18 protein-coding genes are annotated in these 19720 nt (G+C 52.7%); 11 read left to right on the top strand and 7 right to left on the bottom strand.

Going from position 1 to position 19720, the window contains the following annotated elements; translation table 11 throughout:
• Positions 1-487: 487 nt before the first annotated feature.
• Together ACFOUO_RS10650 and ACFOUO_RS10645 are read right to left on the bottom strand one after the other, a co-directional pair.
• The gene (locus ACFOUO_RS10650; protein ID WP_380705552.1) at positions 488-1000 is read right to left on the bottom strand and encodes a YwhD family protein; all 513 of its coding nucleotides are present in this window, start codon (positions 998-1000) and stop codon (positions 488-490) included.
• Between the two features lie 67 nt (positions 1001-1067).
• Complete coding sequence (locus ACFOUO_RS10645; RefSeq protein ID WP_380705024.1) at positions 1068-2840, bottom strand: ATP-binding protein; 1773 nt, start codon at positions 2838-2840, stop codon at positions 1068-1070.
• Positions 2841-3188: 348 nt separating this feature from the next.
• Here ACFOUO_RS10645 and ACFOUO_RS10640 point away from each other — a divergent pair, with 348 nt between their 5' ends.
• Both ACFOUO_RS10640 and murQ read left to right on the top strand, forming a co-directional pair.
• Positions 3189-4577: a PTS transporter subunit EIIC gene (locus tag ACFOUO_RS10640; RefSeq protein ID WP_380705022.1), complete on the top strand. Its 1389-nt coding sequence runs from the start codon at positions 3189-3191 to the stop codon at positions 4575-4577.
• Between the two features lie 68 nt (positions 4578-4645).
• The gene (gene murQ / locus ACFOUO_RS10635) at positions 4646-5545 is read left to right on the top strand and encodes an N-acetylmuramic acid 6-phosphate etherase (protein ID WP_380705020.1); all 900 of its coding nucleotides are present in this window, start codon (positions 4646-4648) and stop codon (positions 5543-5545) included.
• A gap of 151 nt (positions 5546-5696) precedes the next feature.
• On the opposite strand, the gene ACFOUO_RS10630 is transcribed toward murQ, so the two are convergent.
• Positions 5697-6395 carry a hypothetical protein gene (locus ACFOUO_RS10630; protein WP_380705018.1) on the bottom strand — a complete coding sequence of 233 codons (699 nt, stop codon included), beginning with the start codon at positions 6393-6395 and terminating at the stop codon, positions 5697-5699.
• A 212-nt stretch (positions 6396-6607) separates the two neighbouring features.
• Entirely contained in the window at positions 6608-7348 is a 741-nt protein-coding gene (locus ACFOUO_RS10625) for a YheC/YheD family protein (protein ID WP_380705016.1), read from the bottom strand.
• A gap of 198 nt (positions 7349-7546) precedes the next feature.
• Between ACFOUO_RS10625 and ACFOUO_RS10620 the strand changes: the two genes are divergently transcribed.
• The 6 genes from ACFOUO_RS10620 to ACFOUO_RS10595 are packed head-to-tail and all read left to right on the top strand — an operon-like array spanning position 7547 to position 13919.
• Positions 7547-8422 (top strand): peptidase MA family metallohydrolase, encoded by an 876-nt coding sequence (locus tag ACFOUO_RS10620; protein WP_380705014.1) that lies wholly within the window; start codon positions 7547-7549, stop codon positions 8420-8422.
• A gap of 28 nt (positions 8423-8450) precedes the next feature.
• Positions 8451-9158: a response regulator YycF gene (yycF, locus tag ACFOUO_RS10615; RefSeq protein ID WP_380705013.1), complete on the top strand. Its 708-nt coding sequence runs from the start codon at positions 8451-8453 to the stop codon at positions 9156-9158.
• Between the two features lie 5 nt (positions 9159-9163).
• Entirely contained in the window at positions 9164-10987 is a 1824-nt protein-coding gene (locus ACFOUO_RS10610; RefSeq protein ID WP_380705011.1) for an ATP-binding protein, read from the top strand.
• Positions 10984-12375: a YycH family regulatory protein gene (locus tag ACFOUO_RS10605; protein WP_380705009.1), complete on the top strand. Its 1392-nt coding sequence runs from the start codon at positions 10984-10986 to the stop codon at positions 12373-12375. Before ACFOUO_RS10610 ends, ACFOUO_RS10605 begins: the two co-directional genes overlap by 4 nt.
• Positions 12345-13097, top strand: coding sequence for a two-component system regulatory protein YycI (gene yycI, locus ACFOUO_RS10600; RefSeq protein WP_380705007.1), 753 nt, complete (start codon positions 12345-12347; stop codon positions 13095-13097). The genes ACFOUO_RS10605 and yycI overlap by 31 nt, the downstream gene beginning before the upstream one ends.
• Before the next feature lie 18 nt (positions 13098-13115).
• A complete protein-coding gene (locus tag ACFOUO_RS10595; protein WP_380705005.1) occupies positions 13116-13919 on the top strand; it encodes an MBL fold metallo-hydrolase in 804 nt (267 codons plus the stop codon).
• A 245-nt stretch (positions 13920-14164) separates the two neighbouring features.
• Here ACFOUO_RS10595 and ACFOUO_RS10590 read toward each other — a convergent pair whose 3' ends face one another.
• A complete protein-coding gene (locus ACFOUO_RS10590; RefSeq protein ID WP_380705003.1) occupies positions 14165-14392 on the bottom strand; it encodes a hypothetical protein in 228 nt (75 codons plus the stop codon).
• 302 nt (positions 14393-14694) lie between these two features.
• Between ACFOUO_RS10590 and ACFOUO_RS10585 the strand changes: the two genes are divergently transcribed.
• The 3 genes from ACFOUO_RS10585 (at position 14695) to rlmH (ending at position 16684) form a co-directional block, all read left to right on the top strand.
• Positions 14695-15876 carry a S1C family serine protease gene (locus tag ACFOUO_RS10585; RefSeq protein ID WP_380705001.1) on the top strand — a complete coding sequence of 394 codons (1182 nt, stop codon included), beginning with the start codon at positions 14695-14697 and terminating at the stop codon, positions 15874-15876.
• A gap of 118 nt (positions 15877-15994) precedes the next feature.
• A complete protein-coding gene (locus tag ACFOUO_RS10580; RefSeq protein WP_380704999.1) occupies positions 15995-16183 on the top strand; it encodes a CxxH/CxxC protein in 189 nt (62 codons plus the stop codon).
• A 21-nt stretch (positions 16184-16204) separates the two neighbouring features.
• On the top strand, positions 16205-16684 hold the full coding sequence (gene rlmH / locus ACFOUO_RS10575; RefSeq protein ID WP_380704997.1) for a 23S rRNA (pseudouridine(1915)-N(3))-methyltransferase RlmH: 480 nt from the start codon (positions 16205-16207) through the stop codon (positions 16682-16684).
• A gap of 56 nt (positions 16685-16740) precedes the next feature.
• Here the strand turns inward: rlmH and ACFOUO_RS10570 are convergent, their stop codons facing one another.
• Positions 16741-18027 carry an adenylosuccinate synthase gene (locus tag ACFOUO_RS10570; RefSeq protein WP_380704995.1) on the bottom strand — a complete coding sequence of 429 codons (1287 nt, stop codon included), beginning with the start codon at positions 18025-18027 and terminating at the stop codon, positions 16741-16743.
• 298 nt (positions 18028-18325) lie between these two features.
• The gene (dnaB, locus tag ACFOUO_RS10565; protein WP_380704993.1) at positions 18326-19678 is read right to left on the bottom strand and encodes a replicative DNA helicase; all 1353 of its coding nucleotides are present in this window, start codon (positions 19676-19678) and stop codon (positions 18326-18328) included.
• Between the last annotated feature and the right edge of the window lie 42 nt (positions 19679-19720).

Genomic DNA, 19720 nt, shown 5'->3' with positions numbered 1-19720 from the left:
ACATTTGTGGGAAGACTAAGCCATCACACCATTTTTTTCTTCATGCCGACCCTAGTCAGCATTCACTGCTGCCGCCAATCCGACCTTCCCCGTCCGACAGCACTCCATCATTGTGGAGCGTGATCAGACCTGCTTCTGAGAGAGATTTCAACACGTTGTAAAAGCTCTCCTTGTCCTCTGTCGGCAAATGGTTGACAAACCGGTTGATCTCCTCCGGCGGGACGTTGGGAGAAAAGTGAACACCGCCATGGCGGGCGTAGTGTTGCTCCCCATTTCCTTGCCCTATGTGAACCGCCTCCTTTCCCTCCTAGGTTGCACAGGATAGAGGCCCTTTATCGCCTGTATGAAAAAAAGAAACGGACACCAAAACAGCGGGCGATCGCCCGCTGTTTTGGTGTCCTAGCAAATCGGTTCCGTAACCTGGATTCAAGTGTACACCCCCAGATCTGCCACCGGCAAGAAGGGGGATTATTTGTTCACACAGCGTTCAATTTTCTCCTGTGGAGAGAGCTTCCTTCAGTTCAGCGGTGGAATTCTCCCACCATTCTTTATTGTTCTCGACCAAGAGTTTTTTCAGGGCTTTTCTTTCTCTCTCTTCCAGGTGGGACAGCTTGATCCGACGTTTTAGGACATCATCCATACGATTGACGTGTTCAGCTAAGTTTTTCCACCCTCGCCGGGCCTCCCGGTTGATTTTCATCGGACAGGCAGCTGCTCCGGCATAGTAGGGACCCTGTTCGTTACGACCGATAGCCACCCAGACGACCTGGTATTCCTTCAGGTTATCGTCATTGGGAACTTCGTCGGGATTGCTGAGGAATTTAATTCCCCGCTCCACCTTGCTTTTGGCATGGATCAATGCTAGATCGATCTGTGCCTCATCCCCGTCGATTAGGACGGAAGAGAGGTTGGACAAGTTGAGCGTCCCGGTATGATACCCACCATGGGTAGTGGAATCTTCCCGGAGGATATTAAAACCCGAATTCTTCTTCTTCACGATGGTCGCCCCCTTTTCACACCTGGACTCATTGTATCGCAGAAGCTGAAAACCATGCAAAAGGAGCGTTTTACGACGAAAATGTATTGAGCATATTTAGGCGATCCACCACCTCACTGCGGTTCACCTGGTTCCGTTTCGGCGGGGGGAAACCCGGCTCCGACTTCTCATCCTTTTCCCGTTTGTTTCCTTGCCGGATGGGAAGATGAATATTAAAAGTCGTCCCCCGTCCCGGTTGACTGGTGACATGGATCTGACCGCCGTGCTCGGAGATAATTCGGTGGCAGATGGAGAGCCCCATCCCTGTCCCGTCACCCTTGGTGGTGAAAAAGGGGTCGAAAATGCGGGACATATACTCTGGAGGAATCCCGCTTCCATTATCCTGTATACGGATACTGATGCGGTCCCGCATCTCCTTCCAGCGGATAAACACGACTCCCTTATCCGTAAAGGATTCCAGTCCGTTCTGTACCAGATTGATCATTACCTGTTTCAACTGCTCCGCATCCGCTTCAATAATTACCGGCGATTCAGGGGGCTGTGGGGTCAATTCGTGTCCCATCAGAATCGATTTCGGATGGAGCAACTGGAGAACATCGTCGATTAATCGATCCAGGTTAAACAGAGTATGCCGGGCCGGACGCGACTCACTGAGATGGAGAAACTGTTTCAACAGATCGTTGATCCGGTCAATTTCAGGCAAGATAATCGACTCCCACTTCTTCACCTCTTCGGATTCCGAGGCGGAAATCTGAATAAATCCCCGAATGGAGGTGAGCGGATTGCGAATTTCATGGGCGAGCCCCGCCGCCAATTGGCCGACGGCTGAAAGTTTCTCCAGATGGCGTCGCCGCTCTTCTTCTTGGTGGCGAATCCGCCTCTGTTCTATAGAAAGACGATGTTCAGCAAGGCGGATCAATTCTGAAGCGTTCTGTGCTTCTCCTGGGTAAGAAGCCGTTCCGATACAGTAATTAACCAGGGACCGTTCCGCCCGCAAGCCTGCGATTACGCCTTCCACAGTCTCCAAACTAAGACGCATCGCCGTGTCGTCCCCTGTCAGCCCGACGGCAAACTGATCACCATCATAGCGGGCTACCTGGGCATAAGGGGGGAGTTTCTTCTTCAACTGACGGGCGATCTCAACCAGCAATTGATCCCCAGCATCAATCCCCTCCCGCATGTTTACTTGTTGGAAATCGACAAGATCAACACAGACAATATGATAGTATTGGCCTGCAGCCACACAGCGGGCAAGGCTTTTAGTCACCTGCTCCTGGAACCCGCCAAAATTATAGAGGCCCGTCAGGTAATCTCGCCGTGATGTCTCTTCCAATTCGTCGATGTATTCATGAAGCCTTGAATGGGCCTCGTTGACTTTTTCCAGGAGGTTCCGATTTTCTTGCTGGATCTCATCGGCACGCTTCTTTGAATGATGCAACCAGCCGCTCATCCAACCGAAAAAAGCAAATAGAACACCTTCCGACATGATTTCTATCCCATGGGGGACAAGGTCGGTCCCATATTTCATCCCGGTGTGAACGGTGAAAAAAGCCAGCGTGGACTGAACGGTCTTCGTTTCTGAAAGGCGGTGATGGAAAATGCCCAACACCACCAGATAAGCCCACATAATGGAAAAATCCCCCGTCAAATAGTCCAACGCAGCGAGGCATGCGAGTACAGAAAGAGGATAGAGATAAAAAGGAACAGCGGCTGCCCATCGGCCATTCACTCTTAATAACATCCATAGCGCGGCGAGGTCCGTTCCGATGCCCGCCCATCGCGCCGCCGGGTGGTTGAATATCGGTTCCACTTTATCGCTTAGGGCGATCACCCATTCGGTCAACTGTTTTAACCCCCCAATTTACCCTCCGTCGAACCTGTTCTCCTTGGCGGCAGTCCTGCAAAAAAAGAAAGAATGATCGGGAATTCTTTGTCGTTTTATCATTTAAAAATACGGTAATGATTCCATCCGAAATTTCAAATTTCCTCCTTGAAAACTCCTTTTCGACAAAAGCTGTCAAAATGCGAGACGCCTTTCTTCTCTCATAACTGTTTCAACTGTCCCTTCGTATACACGGTTTCATGTTGTGGTCAAATAAACGCTTTTCGACAGAAGTCCCTTGTCATGTTTATCCTTTGCCACTCGTACGCTGTATCAAGCCAGTCTTATTTTCAAAAGGGGGAAACCGGCTTGGAGAAGGAAAAGGCACTCAGCCACTCCATCCTGGAGTTGCTGGGAGGAACGGATAACTTGGCTTCGCTGTCTCACTGTATGACCCGCCTTCGAGTAACACCGAAAAACCCCGATCAGGTCCAGGTGGAAGAATTAAAAACCCTCGCTGGGGTGATGGGAGTGGTCTGGTTAGCAGACCAGCTCCAAATCATCCTGGGACCGGGCACGGTCACGAAGGTGGCACGACACATGGAGGAAGACACAGGACTCAAATCCGGGGAAATACAGGACCGAAAAGCAGAAGTCCAGGACTTGAACCGAACCCCTTTCAAACAGTTCCTGCGGCGTCTAGCCAGCATCTTTGTACCCCTGATCCCCGCCATCGTCGCCGGTGGGATCATCATGGGGATTACCAATGTGATCATCCACTCTTTCGATGTCAGTGAAAAAAACCAGTGGGTCATTCTCCTGTCTTCGATCAGTAAGATCATCTTCGCCTATCTGGCTATCTTCGTAGGGATCAACACCGCCCGGGAGTTTGGTGGCACCCCAGCTTTAGGGGGCGTCGCGGGGGGATTGATTATCTTCCCCGACATCGCCAATGTGACTCTTTTTGGCGAGGCCCTGGTTCCTAATCGGGGGGGATTGATCGGGGTGTTACTAGCCGCCTGGTTTATTACAGTCATCGAGCGCCGTCTCCGTCGGTTCATCCCGTCAGTAATCGACATCATCGTCACACCGACCCTGGCCGTGCTGGTGACTGGATTTGCCACCTACATTATTTTGCAGCCACTCGGCGGCTTTATCGCTGACGGTATCACTGGTGGACTCAAAGGGCTGATGGAAGCCGGCGGAGCCGCCGGAGCCGCGATCTCCGGGGCGGTGTTGGCCGGCACCTTCCTGCCTCTAGTGATGACCGGACTTCATCAGGGTTTGATTCCTATCCACATGGAGCTTCTGAACAAGACGGGCCTGGATCCGCTCTGGACCATTCTAGGAATGGCAGGAGCCGGTCAGGTGGGGGCTGCCTTCGCCATTTATCTAAAGAGCCGAAACCAAATGCTGAAAAATGTGATTAAAGGTGGGCTCCCCGTCGGTATCCTCGGGATCGGTGAACCTCTAATCTATGGCGTTACACTGCCCCTGGGCCGCCCATTCCTGACGGCTTGTCTCGGCGCTGCCGTCGGGGGAGCCGTTCAAGGAGCTTTCGGCACGGCCACAGTGGCCATCGGCGTCTCCGGGCTACCGGCAGCTCTCCTGCTGGCTCCCGGGCAGTTACACTTGTTCCTGCTCGGTGTGCTGGCAGCCTACGGTGCCGGTTTCCTGTTCACTTGGCTGTTTGGATTCAACCGAGGAATGGATCAGACCTTCGGCGGTGAACCCTCTGCAACTTCCAAGTTCCCATAAAAGCTGAGGCTGCCAACCGAAAACCCCGCCGGTAGCCGGCGGGATTCTTTTTTGAGGAGGAGAGGGAAATGGAGAAGAACCCGTTCGATCTGACTACAGAACAAATCAATGAAGCTACACGGAGCCTCGATCACATGGATTCCCTCGAAATCGTAACGGTCATGAACCGGGAGGACCACAGGGTACCCCAAGCGGTGGAGGCGGTTCTCCCCCGGATAGCCGAAGCTGTCGACGAGATGGTGGAAACCGTTAGACAAGGCGGACGTATTTTCTACATCGGCGCCGGTACCAGTGGCCGGCTTGGCGTACTGGATGCCTCCGAATGCCCGCCGACGTTTTCCAGCGACCCAGAACTGGTCCAGGGAATCATCGCTGGCGGAGATCGTGCCCTCCGTTTTGCTGTCGAAGGGGCTGAAGACTCCACAGAACAAGGCGCAGAGGATCTGAAATCCCGTCTGTTCTCTGAGAAGGACTTCCTGGTCGGCATCGCCGCCAGCGGCCAGACCCCTTATGTATTGGGAGCCCTAGCCCATGCCCGGCAGACAGGGGCAAAAACCGTCGCTGTCACCTGCAACCCCGGGTCCGAAGCGGGTCACCTCGCCCATCTCGCCATTGAAATCGATACCGGACCGGAAATCCTGACGGGCTCCACTCGTCTCAAAGCCGGGACAGCCCAGAAATTGGTCCTCAATATGCTGAGCACGGCGATGATGGTCCGCCTCGGCAAAACTTACGGAAACCTGATGGTCGACCTAAAACCGACCAACCGAAAGTTGAAGGAACGAGCCCGTCGCATCATCCGCCTTGCCACGGGGGCTTCCTGCGAAGAGGTGGAAAAGGCTTACCAAGCCGCTGGAGGAGAGACCAAAACTGCCATTGTTATGCTGCTTTCCGGTATGGATGCAGAGCTGGCCCGAAGTCGTCTCAAATGTGCCGGTGGTCGTATCGGCGGGGCATTGAGAGACTGAAGGCGATCCTTTCAAATCACAGAAGCTCATCTTCGAAACATTCATCTTTTCCGATCCGTAAAAAAGGCAGCGATGGCCGCTGCCCTTTTTTGTGCCAGGCTGCACCCTTCTCTTCTTGTTTCCCATGCAAAGCCTGTCATCCAGGTAAGCCTTATCCCAGCCGGTTAACCCAACGGGCCAACCCCTCTTGCGCTTCGTCCTTCGCTCTCGTATTTTCGCCCCCGTTTTTCGGTGCCAATCCTTCATCGACTCCGTAGAGTTCCTCAATCCGAATCGGATCCTGCTTCAGCGACGGGCGCGGCTCGAGAGCGGGAGCGTAGGCAGACACTTCTTCGACAGCAGAAGAATGATCTTCCAATGCTGCTGCTCCTTCGCGCTCTTGCCAGACCGCTTCATACACCGGCTGTTCCGCTTGTTCCCGCCCCTTCCGGTTTACTCCCGCCTTCTCCTGCCAATATCCACCAAACTTGTGAGGGTAGTTACGCCGGGCAAGTGGGGTGCGTTCCTGCTCCTCCAAGAGGGTATGTATGATGGTCTCCTTCAGAATGCTCTTAATCTCCTCACTCCGATACCCATTGTCTACAGCATCAACCCAATCGAATACCGGACCGTCCTCCTTGGTGAAAGTCACATTTCGTTGAGTGGGGGAGAGCTCCTGTAAAACCCCTATGCGCTCCCGGAAGTTATCCCGGTCACAGATCGTATCCAGAGGGAAGTAGACCCCTTTCAAGTAGGACTGAATACAATATTTCACCAACAACGGAAACTGGCCTCTCGGTAGAATATCATACCAATTGCGAAGGAAACGATCCTTTTTCCCTAAATACACTCCTACGGTGATTGTCATCATCTTGGCCCACCTTTCATTTATGCGGTGCTTGTCCAGCCTTCCTGCGGCATAAGGCCCGGTGACGAAAAAGCAAAGAAGGCAGTGCCGCATTTTTTTCTCTTTGTCCGGGCTCAAATCCTTCTTTTGCCAAATATAGTACCAATGGCAAAGACCTACCGTCAACAGAAGATTTTGTCGAATAAAGACAAGTTCTCCCGTCTCGGAAAATTGGCTTAGACCAGTTTTTTGTGCCGGTGGATAATCCTCCGGTACTGGTCGCGTTCCAGACGACGAAAGAGATGAAAGTTGGGACGGGTATTCACCTCGAAAATCCAGAGACGTCCTTCGGAATCCGGCCCGACATCAAGGCCCAACTCTCGAATCCCCGGGAAACGGGAATCCAACACTTCTGCTGTCAAACGGCCTATTTGGATCAAATCTGACAGAATGGTAGATTTCAGGGGATTCCCTTGTCCGTACGCCCGGTCGAGGGCTTCCTCCACGGGAAGAGGCTTCCCTCCTTTGCAGTGGTTGGTGATAAACAGTCCCTTTGCGGCTACCTTTGCAGCCATCCCTCCAACCATCCACTCACTCTTCGGTTTTTGCATCAAAATCCGGATATCGAAAGGGCGGCCTCCAACCTTCGCCATTTCAATTCCCTGTTGGATGAGGTATCTCTTGTGGGGGTTAAGAAAGTTGTCGAGAACCGTATGGAGAGAACGGGAATCCGTACACCGGCATTCTTTGCGGTAACAAATTTCAATGGAATCCTCCCTCTGTCTCACACGAACAATTCCCGCCCCTCCGCCTCCCTTGTCCGGTTTGATGAAGACAGTGGGGAAGGCTGCCATCATCTTCTCCAAGGCCTTACCGGAATACCAGGAGGTAGCAGGGATAAATTTTCGAAGGCCGGCATTTGTCAACATCACTTGCGTTTTGAGCGCTTTACTTGCTATCTGTCGGTATCTACGCATGGGGAGGCCACTCCTTTACCCGCATTTTAAGGGGGGTTCCTTTCTGCCTCATTCTATTCGATACCGGTGCCTGTAGTGATAAAGCACCGCCTATTTTGGATGGATTCCCTCCATCTCCCGCCTCCCGACCGGATGGGATTGTGTTAAAATGGAAATACGCAAGACACTTTGTTGTTTGTAGCAAAGGATTGTGCGAAAATGAACACCAATCCCCTAGGGATCCGATGGAAAGGTTTTTTCTTTTTTCTGATCACCTTCGTCCTTCTCTTCTCCTTCGGCTTCAGCCGACAGGGGATGAGTATCGCCCAGCCCCTCCTTCACCAGGGAAACTATCTTTTGGAAACTTGGCGCTTCCGGGACGGGAAAACGGTCGAAGGTCCCCGGTCCATCGTATATCACACCTCTTCTCAGGAACGGCAGGCCCTCCTCGTCTCCAAAGAGGCAGAACAGGTCCTCCGCACTTTCGAAAAACGCTATCACTTCCGACCGGAACAGCCGGTTCCCATCTTTCTCTTTTCGGACCGCCGTTCCCTGTCGGATCATTTTTCCTGGAACAAAAGTCAAAACGCCACCGGCATTTATTTCTCAGGGTCGATTTATCTCCTGAGCCCCGAAGCTTGGAATGAGACTTTCCCTTCCGCCGCCCATGCGCCGGGTAAATGGGCCCGCCTGTTCCACGAACGAGGCCCTCTCTATCACGAAATCGCCCACTTATACCTAGACCAGACGACAAGGGGAAATTATCCTGTCTGGTATACCGAGGCCTTCGCCCAGTGGGTAGAGTATCAAGAACTGGGCTATGAATGGGTAATCCCCGCTAACCGGCTGGCCGGACAGCCTCTTTATACCTTTGATGATCTCACCAAACGTTTCAATCAGTTGCCTAATCAGGCCCTCGCCTATCGCCAATCCTTCCTGTTCCTCCGTTCGATGGCTGAGAAGCATAGCGAATCCTCCCTTGACAATCTGCACACCCGATTGTCAGAAGGAGCTCCTTTCAGTAACGCATGGAGACAGGTATTCGGCGAATCTCCCAAGGAATCTTACAAACAATGGCAACACCAGGTAAAATGACATTTCTCATTGTGGGGTGGAAGAATCCATGTGTGCAAAAATCCTCGTTGTGGAAGATGAACGCCCGATCGCCGATATCCTGCAATTCAACCTGTCAAAGGAAGGTTATAACGTGGAATGCGTCTATGACGGAGAGGATGCGATCCGCCGCGTTTCGGAGGAACCTCCGGATCTGATTCTTCTCGACTTGATGCTGCCCGGTGCCGACGGAATCGAAGTTTGTCGGCGGGTTCGCCAGTCCCACCAAATGCCGATTATCATGGTGACAGCCAAGGATTCGGAAGTGGATAAGGTTCTGGGATTAGAAATCGGGGCGGATGACTACGTAACGAAGCCCTTTAGCAACCGGGAATTATTGGCCCGGATCAAAGCCAACCTCCGTCGCACCCGGGATCGCTCCGAACCCAAAAACACCTCCACCAGTACTCTGAAGATCGGATCCCTGTCCATTGACCAGAGCAGTTATATTGTTGCTAAAAAACAGTCCCCCATCGACTTGACCCACCGGGAATTCGAGCTGCTCCTCTACATGGCGAAACACGTCAACCAGGTGCTCACCCGGGAACACCTGCTCCAGTCCGTCTGGGGATATGACTATTTCGGAGATGTACGCACGGTGGACGTTACCATCCGTCGCCTCCGGGAAAAGATCGAGGATGATCCCAGCCAACCCCAATATATCATCACCCGGCGGGGAATCGGTTACACCATGCGAGACCCGCAATCCGAGCGGTGAAGACAATGAAATGGCTCCGCATTTTCCATAGTGTCCAATGGAAACTGGTCATCATTTATATCTCCCTCCTTCTGATCGCCCTACAGCTGATCGGGGTCTATTTTTTCCGAGAGTTGGAGAATTTCTATAAACAGGATTTCGAAAGCAGCTTGCAGAATCAAGCCAATATTCTTTTATCCGGTGGGGTATCGGACGAGATTACCAAATCCCAGGCCGGATTTGTAAACAGACGAAAGCATCTCAACGACTTCCTAGATAATTATTACATCTTAGACCGGGGTGCAGGGCAGATCGTTCAGCTTCTGGATCAAGACGGGTATGTCCTCAGCACCACTCAGACGAACAAAAAAATCATCGGCCAGAAGAATCACAATCCGAGAGTAAACCAGGTGTTGCGGGGGATAGAAAAGGAAGACACGCAATTCCGACGCGGCACTGACACAGAGCGGTTAATGCTCTATTCCAAGGCGATCACGGAGAATGGACAGGTTGTCGGGGCGATCTACATCGAGGCGCCGATGACGAAAACCTATCAGACGATCCGTACCATCAATAATACCTTGCTGAAAATCTCCCTGTTCGCCCTTTTCGGAACTGCCGTTCTTGGAGTGGTCCTCGCTCGGACGATCACCAACCCGGTGAAAGAAATCACCGAGCAGGCATCCATCATGGCCCAGGGGGATTTCGATCGGCAAGTAGCGATTAAAAGCAATGATGAGATCGGCCGGCTGGCCACCGCCTTCAACCACCTCGCCCAACACCTGCGGGATGCCCTCTCTCAAAACGAGGAAGAAAAAGGGAAATTGGAATCGGTGCTGGCCAACATGAGTGACGGGGTGATCGCCACCGACAGCCGGGGACGCGTGATCGTCATCAACCGGCGTGCTACCGTCATCCTCGGCCGTTCCGTGGAGGTGGGTGAGCAGCTCGATCAGGCCCTCCCTCTATCGGAGCCCCTCATCCTTCCTCTAGAAGGGGAGCGACAAACTTACCTGGAACTAAATCGGGAGGATGAAGAAGATCTGACCATCGTGAAACTGACCTTCACTCCAATCCGTCGGTCAGAAGAAACCGTAGGACTGATTACCGTTCTCCAGGATGTGACGGAAGAGGAGAAATTGGATCGACAGCGGAAGGAATTCGTAGCCAACGTCTCCCATGAACTGCGTACCCCTTTAACCACAATTAAAAGCTACCTGGAAGCACTGGACGAAGGAGGCGCTATGGAAGACCCCGAATTGGCTGCCCGTTTCCTACGGGTCACCCGCCAGGAATCCGAGCGCATGACCCGGCTGATCCATGACCTGCTTCAACTCTCCCGCCTCGATTCCCGCAAGATCCGGTTTAACCGGCAACCTCTTGCCGTCGGAGAGGTCCTTTCCGACGCGGCAGATCGTTTTACCGTCCAGTGCGAACAGAAGGAAATCGATCTCCGGTTACACCTATCCGACCCTTTGCCCAGGATTTATGCTGATCGCGATCAATTGGACCAAGTATTGGACAACCTGATGTCCAACGCCGTGAAATATACGCCCGAAGGAAAAAGCATCACAGTCACTGCCAGACGCCGCTTTGATGGGTTCGTGATCATCGCTGTCTCTGATACGGGGATCGGTATTCCCAAAAAAGATCTGGACCGGATCTTCGAACGTTTTTACCGGGTAGACAAAGCACGTTCCCGCAGTATGGGTGGGACCGGTCTCGGTCTCGCCATCGCCAAGGAGATCGTGGAAACTCACGGTGGGAAAATCACCATGGATAGCCGATACGGTTTCGGCACGACGGTCCGCTTCACTCTCCCTCCCTGTGAGCCGGAGGTGGTCCGATGATTGAATCGATAAAATCCGTCCTCCTTACTGTCCTGATCCTGACCAGTTTCGTGCAGTCAGGCATCCTCCTTTACAGCTCTCCTTCCTATGAAGAGCGACTAGATAGCACCTTTACCGATCCGCAAAAGATCGGAAGCCAGGAGTTCGAAAAACAAGGAATCCACCAGCTGGCCGCCCCAGGGCAGATTCTCCTTCATGAGGATGGAGAGCACCGGCAAGTATCGATCGGACCAGAAAACAAAGATTACCGCCGTTTGTTGGAAAAGCTTCACCTCACCCGCTTCAAGGAACTGCAGGAGGTTACCCCTTCTGCGAAAGACTGGGATGAACTTCTAAACGAAAAACGGGGGGTGGAACTCCGCTTTAACCGGAACCTGCCTCCAGATACGATGCAGGCCTTTTTCTCCTCGGATTTAGAGAAACTGAACCTGGATTCCATCAGCCGGGTCTGGTTCTATGATGATCCCAAGTCCAAGCAGCTCTTCGTCCGCTTTATCTCCGATGAAACAGGCGAGACGGTACAGGGCAAAGCGTCATTGAATGCCTTTGATGATTGGATGGGGTTGGCGAAAGGCCAAGACGCCGCTCGCTTGGCAGCGATTCTGCCCGCAAAGGCGAAGGAGGGAAAGAAAGCCCCCGATCCCCTCTACCTGCCAGAAGCCCCCCTTCCGGTTAAAGGGTATACGTATCCCCTGAAAGAGATTCGGATTGACGATCTAAAGCAGGTCTTGTTCCAGGACCCCGATCTAGCCAAGCAAATCCTGGAGCTGGATAACTCCAAAATCTATACCGATTCAAACCGAACCCTGCAACACAATACCAAAGCGGACACCATCGTCTATAATCGACCGGATCCCGCTACTGCCAAAACGAGTACGCTCGCCGAACAACTAGACCTGATTAACACATTTATGAACCGGCACGGAGGTTGGACGGGGAATTTTCTTTTAGATGAGGTCCAAGAAGACCCGGATCAAAAAACCCCCTTCCTCCGCTTCCGCCTCTATACCCGCAACCTGCCTATTTACTGGGAGGGGGGAGAAAAAACCTCCCCAGCGACGATCCGCCTAGCCGCCGTTAACAAAGGTGTAACCAGCTATGAACGCTCCCTCTGGTATTTGGCCCCACAACCGGTCAAGGAACGGACGGTGGAGAAAGAACTACCTGGGAAAGATGACTTCCTAAAGGAACTGAACCGAAGGGGACTCTCTCCGGAAAAGGATGTCCAGACCGTTTATCCAGGCTACCGGGCGGTACCAGGGAAAAAAGTGGTTACGCTGCTCCCCGTCTGGGTGATCCAGTTGAAGGACGGGACGAGGAACTATGTGGAAGCACGGAAAACCGGGAGGGAAACGGCATGGACTGGAGCAAAGCCAAAACCATACTAATCCTGGCCTTCCTCGCACTCAACCTCTTCCTGGTCTATCAGCTTCTCCAAGCCCGGACCGAGCAAAACCGCGACGGTCAAACCAGCAACACACGGGAGGAACTGAACCAGCTGGCCGAGGAGCGGCAGATCATCCTAAAGGCCAAGGTACCTGAAGAGACTTCCCAGCCTCAGGTCAATTACCTACAGGTACGTCCCATTAAATTTCATGAACCCTGGAAACTCAATCCCGATGGAACTTGGACCCGGGCCTTCAACCCACCTGTAACTGCCAGCGGAGACCGAAAAAAAATCCTTTCCCGGTATGTGGATAAAGTGGATCGTTATGTTCTTCAGCCCGATGAGTCCACCCGGGAGCGACAGGTTTACTATCAACAATGGGACAAGCGCCCCCTTTTCGATGGAAGACTGGTTGCGGAATGGAAGGGGCGGGACCGCCTGGCCGCGATCCACCAATCCCGGTTCAAGGTAACCAGTCAAAAGAGCAGTACGGAGAGAGTAGGAGTGACCGCCACTACCGCCTTGATGAGCCTCATTGAAAAAGAGCTGATCAGTAAAGGGGATACTGTCCTGGATATCCGGCTGGGCTATCACGGACAATCCTACGATGGGAATGTACGGGTTTTGTCCCCGGTATGGCGAATTCGAACAAAACACCAAACGTTTTACGTCAATGCCTTCAATGGCGGAATCGAATCTTCTAAAAGCGAAAACCAGCGTTAAAAAAGAGGAGAACACCGGATGAAGTACAGCATTCTTGCCAGCGGGAGCTCGGGGAATGCCCTCTACGTGGAGACGGAACAGACCCGTATCCTCGTTGATACAGGCCTCTCCGGCAAACAGCTGGAACAACGAATGATGGCGATCGGAGTGGATCCCACCGACCTTTCAGCCCTCCTGGTCACCCATGAACATATGGACCACGTTAAGGGACTGGGTGTCTTCGCCCGTCGTTACAAGCTTCCTGTTTATATGAATGAGGCCACTTGGGAAAACCTCCCGTCCACCGTCGGGCAAATCAGTCTCGAACAACAACATGTCTTTAAAACCCAGTCCGTGCTGGAGTTGGAAGACCTGATAGTGGAATCCTTCCCTATTTCCCATGACGCCGCCGAACCGATGAGTTTCTGTTTCCATAGCAGAGGAACCTCCCTAGGCCTGGTAACCGATACCGGATACATTAACCAGGGCATTGTGGAAAAAGTTCGTGAAGCAGACGCGCTGATCTTTGAATCCAATCATGATGTAGAAATGCTCCGCATGGGGGCTTACCCCTGGAACGTCAAACGGCGAATCCTAAGCGATGTGGGGCATCTCTCCAACGAAGACGCTGCTGAAGCGCTCCTTCACATTTTGCGTGGGGAAGGAGAAGACGTCTATCTTGCCCACCTGAGCCAGGACAACAACCTAGCGGAACTGGCCCATCTCACCGCAAAAGGAATCCTGGAAGAGGAAGGGCTGAAAGTGGGAAAGGACATCCACCTCCGCGAAACTTGGCCCGACCGCCCCACCCCCCTCAGGACCATAGAAAAACGGCAGCCGTAAATGCTGCCGTTTTTCTATTTCAGAAAAGCAATCGGATTGTCAGTCATCGTTTAAGAGAATAACTGTCGAGGAATCCATGAATATAGGGTTATCGTCCGCCCTTTTTATGAACAGGCTTCGTTTTTCGTGCCGTTAGTTTCGATAGAGGGTTTCCTACGAGTTCATAGGGACTTTTAATCCAGTTTTCATGAACGGATAACCGGCAAACGATATAATGGAGGTGTTCTTCCGGGGACGAACGATGATCAACCATTCCATTCGACGGGGGATAAGCTTCGGTCCAGCTCCTTCATCATTTCTTCCAGTTCCCCGCCGGAAAGGATCTTTTTATCGATCAGAACCTGTACAAGAGCAGTCAACAGCAAGTCCGTCTGGTATCCCGACTCTTTCAGGTCAGCCAACTGCGCTCCCCAATTCACTTCCTGACCTGGATCTGGGTTTTTCCCGCCCTTCGGCCGTCTGTTCGAGTTCATTCGTCTCACTCCCTTCTCCCTCAGTTTGGACCTGCAACGCCATATCCAAACCTAACGACGGAAGATTGGGACACTTTTTTGAACAAATGGGAATCACCTTTCAGACGTGGTAAAGGAAGAAGTATAATATATACACACCCATCAAATAATGAAGAGGATTAAGACAGCTGATAACTGACAACGTATTTTTGTCACAGGAAATGGGGGCTGATTCAGGCAGAGCAATCGTCCCTGACACCACTTTGTCCATAACCTCAAGGATTCTCCCAGTTTTCATGATTGTTTGAGGAGGCATGATTGCCGTGGGATATTACAAAAACTCGGACCCAACCCGCCGTGGTTTTTCTCTGTTTTTAACGGGATTGATCTCAGCCATTATCGGCGGAATGCTGGTATTGATGTTGTCACCTGTGCTGGTCCGTTCCGAAATCCTCCCCCAGCAGTACTTTACGGGCCAAGGCCCTACTATTTCCGAAGGAGAAGGGCCGGAAGAATCCGTCAGTGTCAACGTAGACAGCAACATTACCAAAGCGGTTCAAAAAGCACGGCCCGCCGTTGTCGGCGTCGTCAACCTTAAAGAATCCGGCGATCCTTTTAACCAACAAACCGTAGAACAGGGAACCGGTTCCGGTGTCATCTTTGAAAAACGGAACGGAAAAGCGCTTGTGGTTACCAACAATCACGTTGTCGCCGGTGCCGATGAAGTCAGTGTTGTGATTCCAGGCCAGGATAATGAAGGGAAGCAGGTTAAGGCCAAAGTACTGGGCAAAGACTCGCCGACTGACCTGGCTGTTCTTGAAATGTCCGACAAATATGTAAAGGCCGTCGCTGAATTTGGTAACTCGGATAACATCAAAGCTGGGGAGCCAGCTATCGCCATCGGGAACCCCCTCGGCCTTGAATTCTCCCAGTCAGTCACCTCCGGGGTGATCAGCTCCCCCCACCGGCAGATTGCCGTTTCCGAAACCATGGCCATGGATGTTATCCAAACCGATGCTGCCATCAACCCGGGGAACTCTGGCGGCGCATTGGTTAACGCTGCCGGACAGGTGATCGGGATCAATAGTCTGAAGATCGCCGAACAGGGTGTCGAAGGCCTTGGATTCGCCATCCCAGTAAACGACGCCAAGCCGATCATCAACGACCTGATCCGTTACGGCGAAGTGAAGCGTCCCTTCCTCGGCATCCAGCTGCGAGATCTGGACACCGTCTCCGAATCCGCCCGGAGCTCCCAGCTCAACCTGCCGGATTCCGTTAACCGCGGAGTTGTCGTCCTCGATGTGACACCAGGCAGCGGTGCTGCCAAATCGGACCTGGATCGGCTGGACGTGATCACCCAACTGGACGGGAAGGACATCAAAAACGGATCCGAACTCCGCTCCTACCTGTGGAAAAAGAAAAAGATCGGGGACACGATGAAAGTAACCTACTACCGTGACGGTAAAAAACGGACAACCACGATCAAACTCGGCCAAGAACCGTAAGTCCATAGGGTACCATTCCGTCCCGCCGGTAGCGGGGCGGCTTTTTCATTCGTTTAGGACGATGCACCACGCCGAAATTCATGCTAAACTGAAAGACACCCTTCCATGGAGGAGAACAATGGACGAACAAACCCGACAGGCATGGTATGCCTGTGAAAATCATATTGAAGTCGTTCTCGATCAACTGGTGGACGAAGAAGGGCTTGCCCCGGACCTCTTTCCCTTTTCCGAGGAAGAAGCTGAAGGGAAAGCTGTTTGCAGATGGTGCGGCGGTCGCCCCGCTTACCGGCTGACCGTAGAGCATTAGATAAGGGATGGGAGGAAATCGATGCGAATCCAGTTGCTGACCGTTGGTAAACTCAAGGAAAAATACCTTCGCATGGGGGTAGAAGAATATATTCAGCGCCTCACCCCCTACGCTAAAGTGGAGGTACAGGAAATCGCAGAAGAAAAGGGTCAGGATCCTCTATCCGACGCAGAGATCGAGCAAATCGTAGCCAAAGAGGGGGAGAGAATCCTCCGCCTCCTTTCCCCAGATACCTACGCAATCGCCCTTGCAATTAATGGGCTTGCCCTTTCCTCGGAAACGTTGGCCAACCACTTGGATCAGTTGGCCACCTATGGACGCAGCAAAGTGGCCTTCCTCATCGGCGGTTCCTACGGCCTTTCCCGGGAAGTATTACAACGGGCTGACTTTACCCTCTCTTTCTCGAAGATGACCTTCCCTCACCAGCTGATGCGACTGATCCTACTGGAACAGCTATACCGATCCTTCAAGATCAACCGTGGAGAGACCTATCATAAGTAAGTCCACCACATAAAAAAAGACGGCGGGACACGTGTCCTGCCGTCTTTTTTAACGGTTCATGCGTAAGCCGGGCGAACCTGGATCGTCTGCTCTCGAGCGGGACCCACAGAGAAAATGGTAAGCGGAATCCCGGTCAGCTGGGTGACACGCTCTACATAATGCTGGGCTGATAAAGGAAGGTCACTCAAGGACCGAGCCTCGGTGATATCCTCGTTCCACCCCGGCAACTCCTCAAAGACTGGTTCGCATTCGCTCAAGATGTCTAGACTAGCCGGGTAATTTTCTAGGACACGACCACGGTAACGGTATGCCGTGCAAATTTTGACGGTTTCGAGGCCAGTCAGCACGTCAAGAGAGTTGAGGGAAAGGCCCGTGATCCCGCTCACCCGACGGGCATGGCGGACAACGACACTGTCAAACCAACCGACACGGCGTGGGCGGCCCGTAGTGGTTCCATATTCTCGTCCCACTTCCCGGATCTGATTCCCTATTTCATCCTTTAACTCCGTTGGAAAGGGACCGTCACCGACACGGGTCGTGTAGGCTTTAGCTACACCAACTACCTGGTTAATCTTGGTCGGTCCGACACCAGAGCCGATGCAGACACCGCCGGCCACTGGATTGGAAGAGGTGACGAAGGGATACGTTCCCTGATCGATGTCGAGCATCACCCCTTGCGCCCCTTCAAAAAGGACGCGACGCCCCTGGTCAATAGCGTCGTTCAACACAACCGATGTGTCAGTCACATAGGGGCGAATCTGTTCCGCCGCCGCCAAATAGGGCTCATAAATTTCCTCGAAAGTAAACCCTTCCGTCTCATACAACTTCTCCAACACACGGTTCTTTTCTTTCAGATTTTGTTGCAACTTTTCTGCGAAGAGGTCCCGATCCAACAAGTCGGAGATACGAATCCCCGTGCGAGCAGCCTTGTCCATATAGGCCGGGCCGATTCCTTTACCGGTGGTTCCGATCTTGCCGGTTCCTTTACGGGATTCCTCCGCTTTATCCAGCTTGATATGGTATGGCATGATCACGTGAGATCGGTCGGAAATGCGTAAGTTCTGAGTGGAGACTCCATGACTCCTCAGGTAAGCCAGCTCTTCCACCAGCGCCTGGGGATGGAGCACCATCCCGTTACCCAATACACAGATCTTCTCCGGGTAAAAAATTCCCGACGGGATCAGGTGCAATTTGTAACGTTTGCCGCCGAAAACAATCGTGTGTCCGGCATTGTTTCCCCCTTGGTAGCGGGAGACGACCTCCGCTTTTTCTGCGAGAAAGTCCGTGATTTTCCCTTTTCCTTCGTCACCCCATTGGGTGCCGACAATGACCACCGTAGACATGGGTTAAGTTCCTCCTTCACGGCGGGTTTCACTCTGATTTTCCGTTCCTTTACTATCAATCCTTCTCCAGTGTACAGAGAAACCAAGGCAGTGTCAACGGAAAATACGAACAATATATGGGTTGTATGGATTTATTATTCGTTTTTAGAACTCCACATCCTCTCCAGATTTCCTTCAAGCGAGAAATTTCCCCATCCACCTCTTATAGTCTTCCCCATCCCCAGTGCCATGAACTCCTGTGCGGTATGCCTGTCGATCCACCAAAAAAAGAACCGTTACCGGTTCTCTCTGGGAGGAATCAACCCCCTGCCCCATGCCCGTGACGAAGATCAAGGCTAAGGAATTTGTTGTAGTTCTTGAGGAAGAGAAGCTCCACTTTACCGACAGGCCCATTCCGGTGTTTAGCCAGGATTACTTCGATAATGTTTTTCTTCTCCGAATCCTCATTGTAATAATCATCCCGATAGAGGAAAGAAACGATATCGGCGTCCTGCTCAATAGACCCGGATTCCCGAAGGTCAGAGAGCATCGGTCGCTTGTCCTGCCGTTGTTCGACAGCACGAGAGAGCTGAGAGAGAGCAATGACAGGGCAATCCAGCTCCCGAGCCAAAAGCTTCAGGGAGCGGGAGATCTCGGAAATCTCCTGTTGGCGGCTGTCCCGGCCCCGGCCCTCAATCAGCTGGAGATAATCGATTAAGACCAGACCGAGTCCGTGTTCCGCCTGAAGTCGACGAAGTTTCGCCCGGATATCAAAGACATTGATCCCCGGGGTGTCATCGATGAAGATCGGGGACTCGGAAAGCGTACTGATCGCCATCGCCATCTTTTCCCATTCTTCCTCTCCAAGCTGTCCCGTGCGGAAAGCCTGGGCGTCGATGTTTCCTTCCGCGGCCAGCATCCGCTGCACCAATTGGGGCGCGGACATTTCCAGGTTGAAGATGGCGACAGGCTTACCGGCCCGGACGGCGACATTCTGGGCCACATTGAGGGCAAATGCGGTTTTCCCCATCGCTGGCCGGGCTGCGAGGATGATCAAATCCGACTTCTGGAATCCGGAAGTCATCCGATCTAAATCGGCGTACCCTGAGGGAACCCCCGTCAATTTCCCCTGATTATAATGGAGGTTTTCAATCCGCTCGAAGGTATCCATCAACACATCCCGGATCGGAATGAAGCCGTCCCGACGTATCCGGCGCTGGGAAATCTCCAGAATCTTCTTTTCCGCCGTGTCGATAACGGACGCTACCTCGTCCCCGCCGGTATAGCCCGAGGTAGCGATCTCCGTCGCCGTACGGATCAAACGCCGTAGGATCGCTTTTTCCTCCACAATACGGCAATAGTAATCTACATTGGCGGCAGTGGGGACAGCCTGGGCCAGCTCCGTCAGATAAGAGACCCCACCCACTTCATCAAGGAGCTTTCGGTCGGACAGCTCCGAGGTAAGAGTCACCAAATCCACCGGTTCTCCCTGCTCCGACAGGTCGATGATCACCTGAAACAAGCGCTGGTGAGCCTGGCGGTAAAAATCCTCGGCCTGCAGACGTTCCGTGACGGTAATCAGCACCGACGGCTCGATCAGGATCGCCCCCAGTACCGCCTGTTCAGCATCTTGATTATGGGGGGGCATGCGATCTGCAAACAGCTCGCTCATCTTCCATCAACCTCCCGCGAAAAGACAACATCAAAAAAGCGC

Source organism: Salinithrix halophila, from assembly GCF_042650125.1.
In the GTDB taxonomy this organism is placed as follows: Bacteria; Bacillota; Bacilli; order Thermoactinomycetales; family DSM-45169; genus Salinithrix; species Salinithrix halophila.
This window is presented reverse-complemented; position numbering and strand designations above follow the sequence as displayed.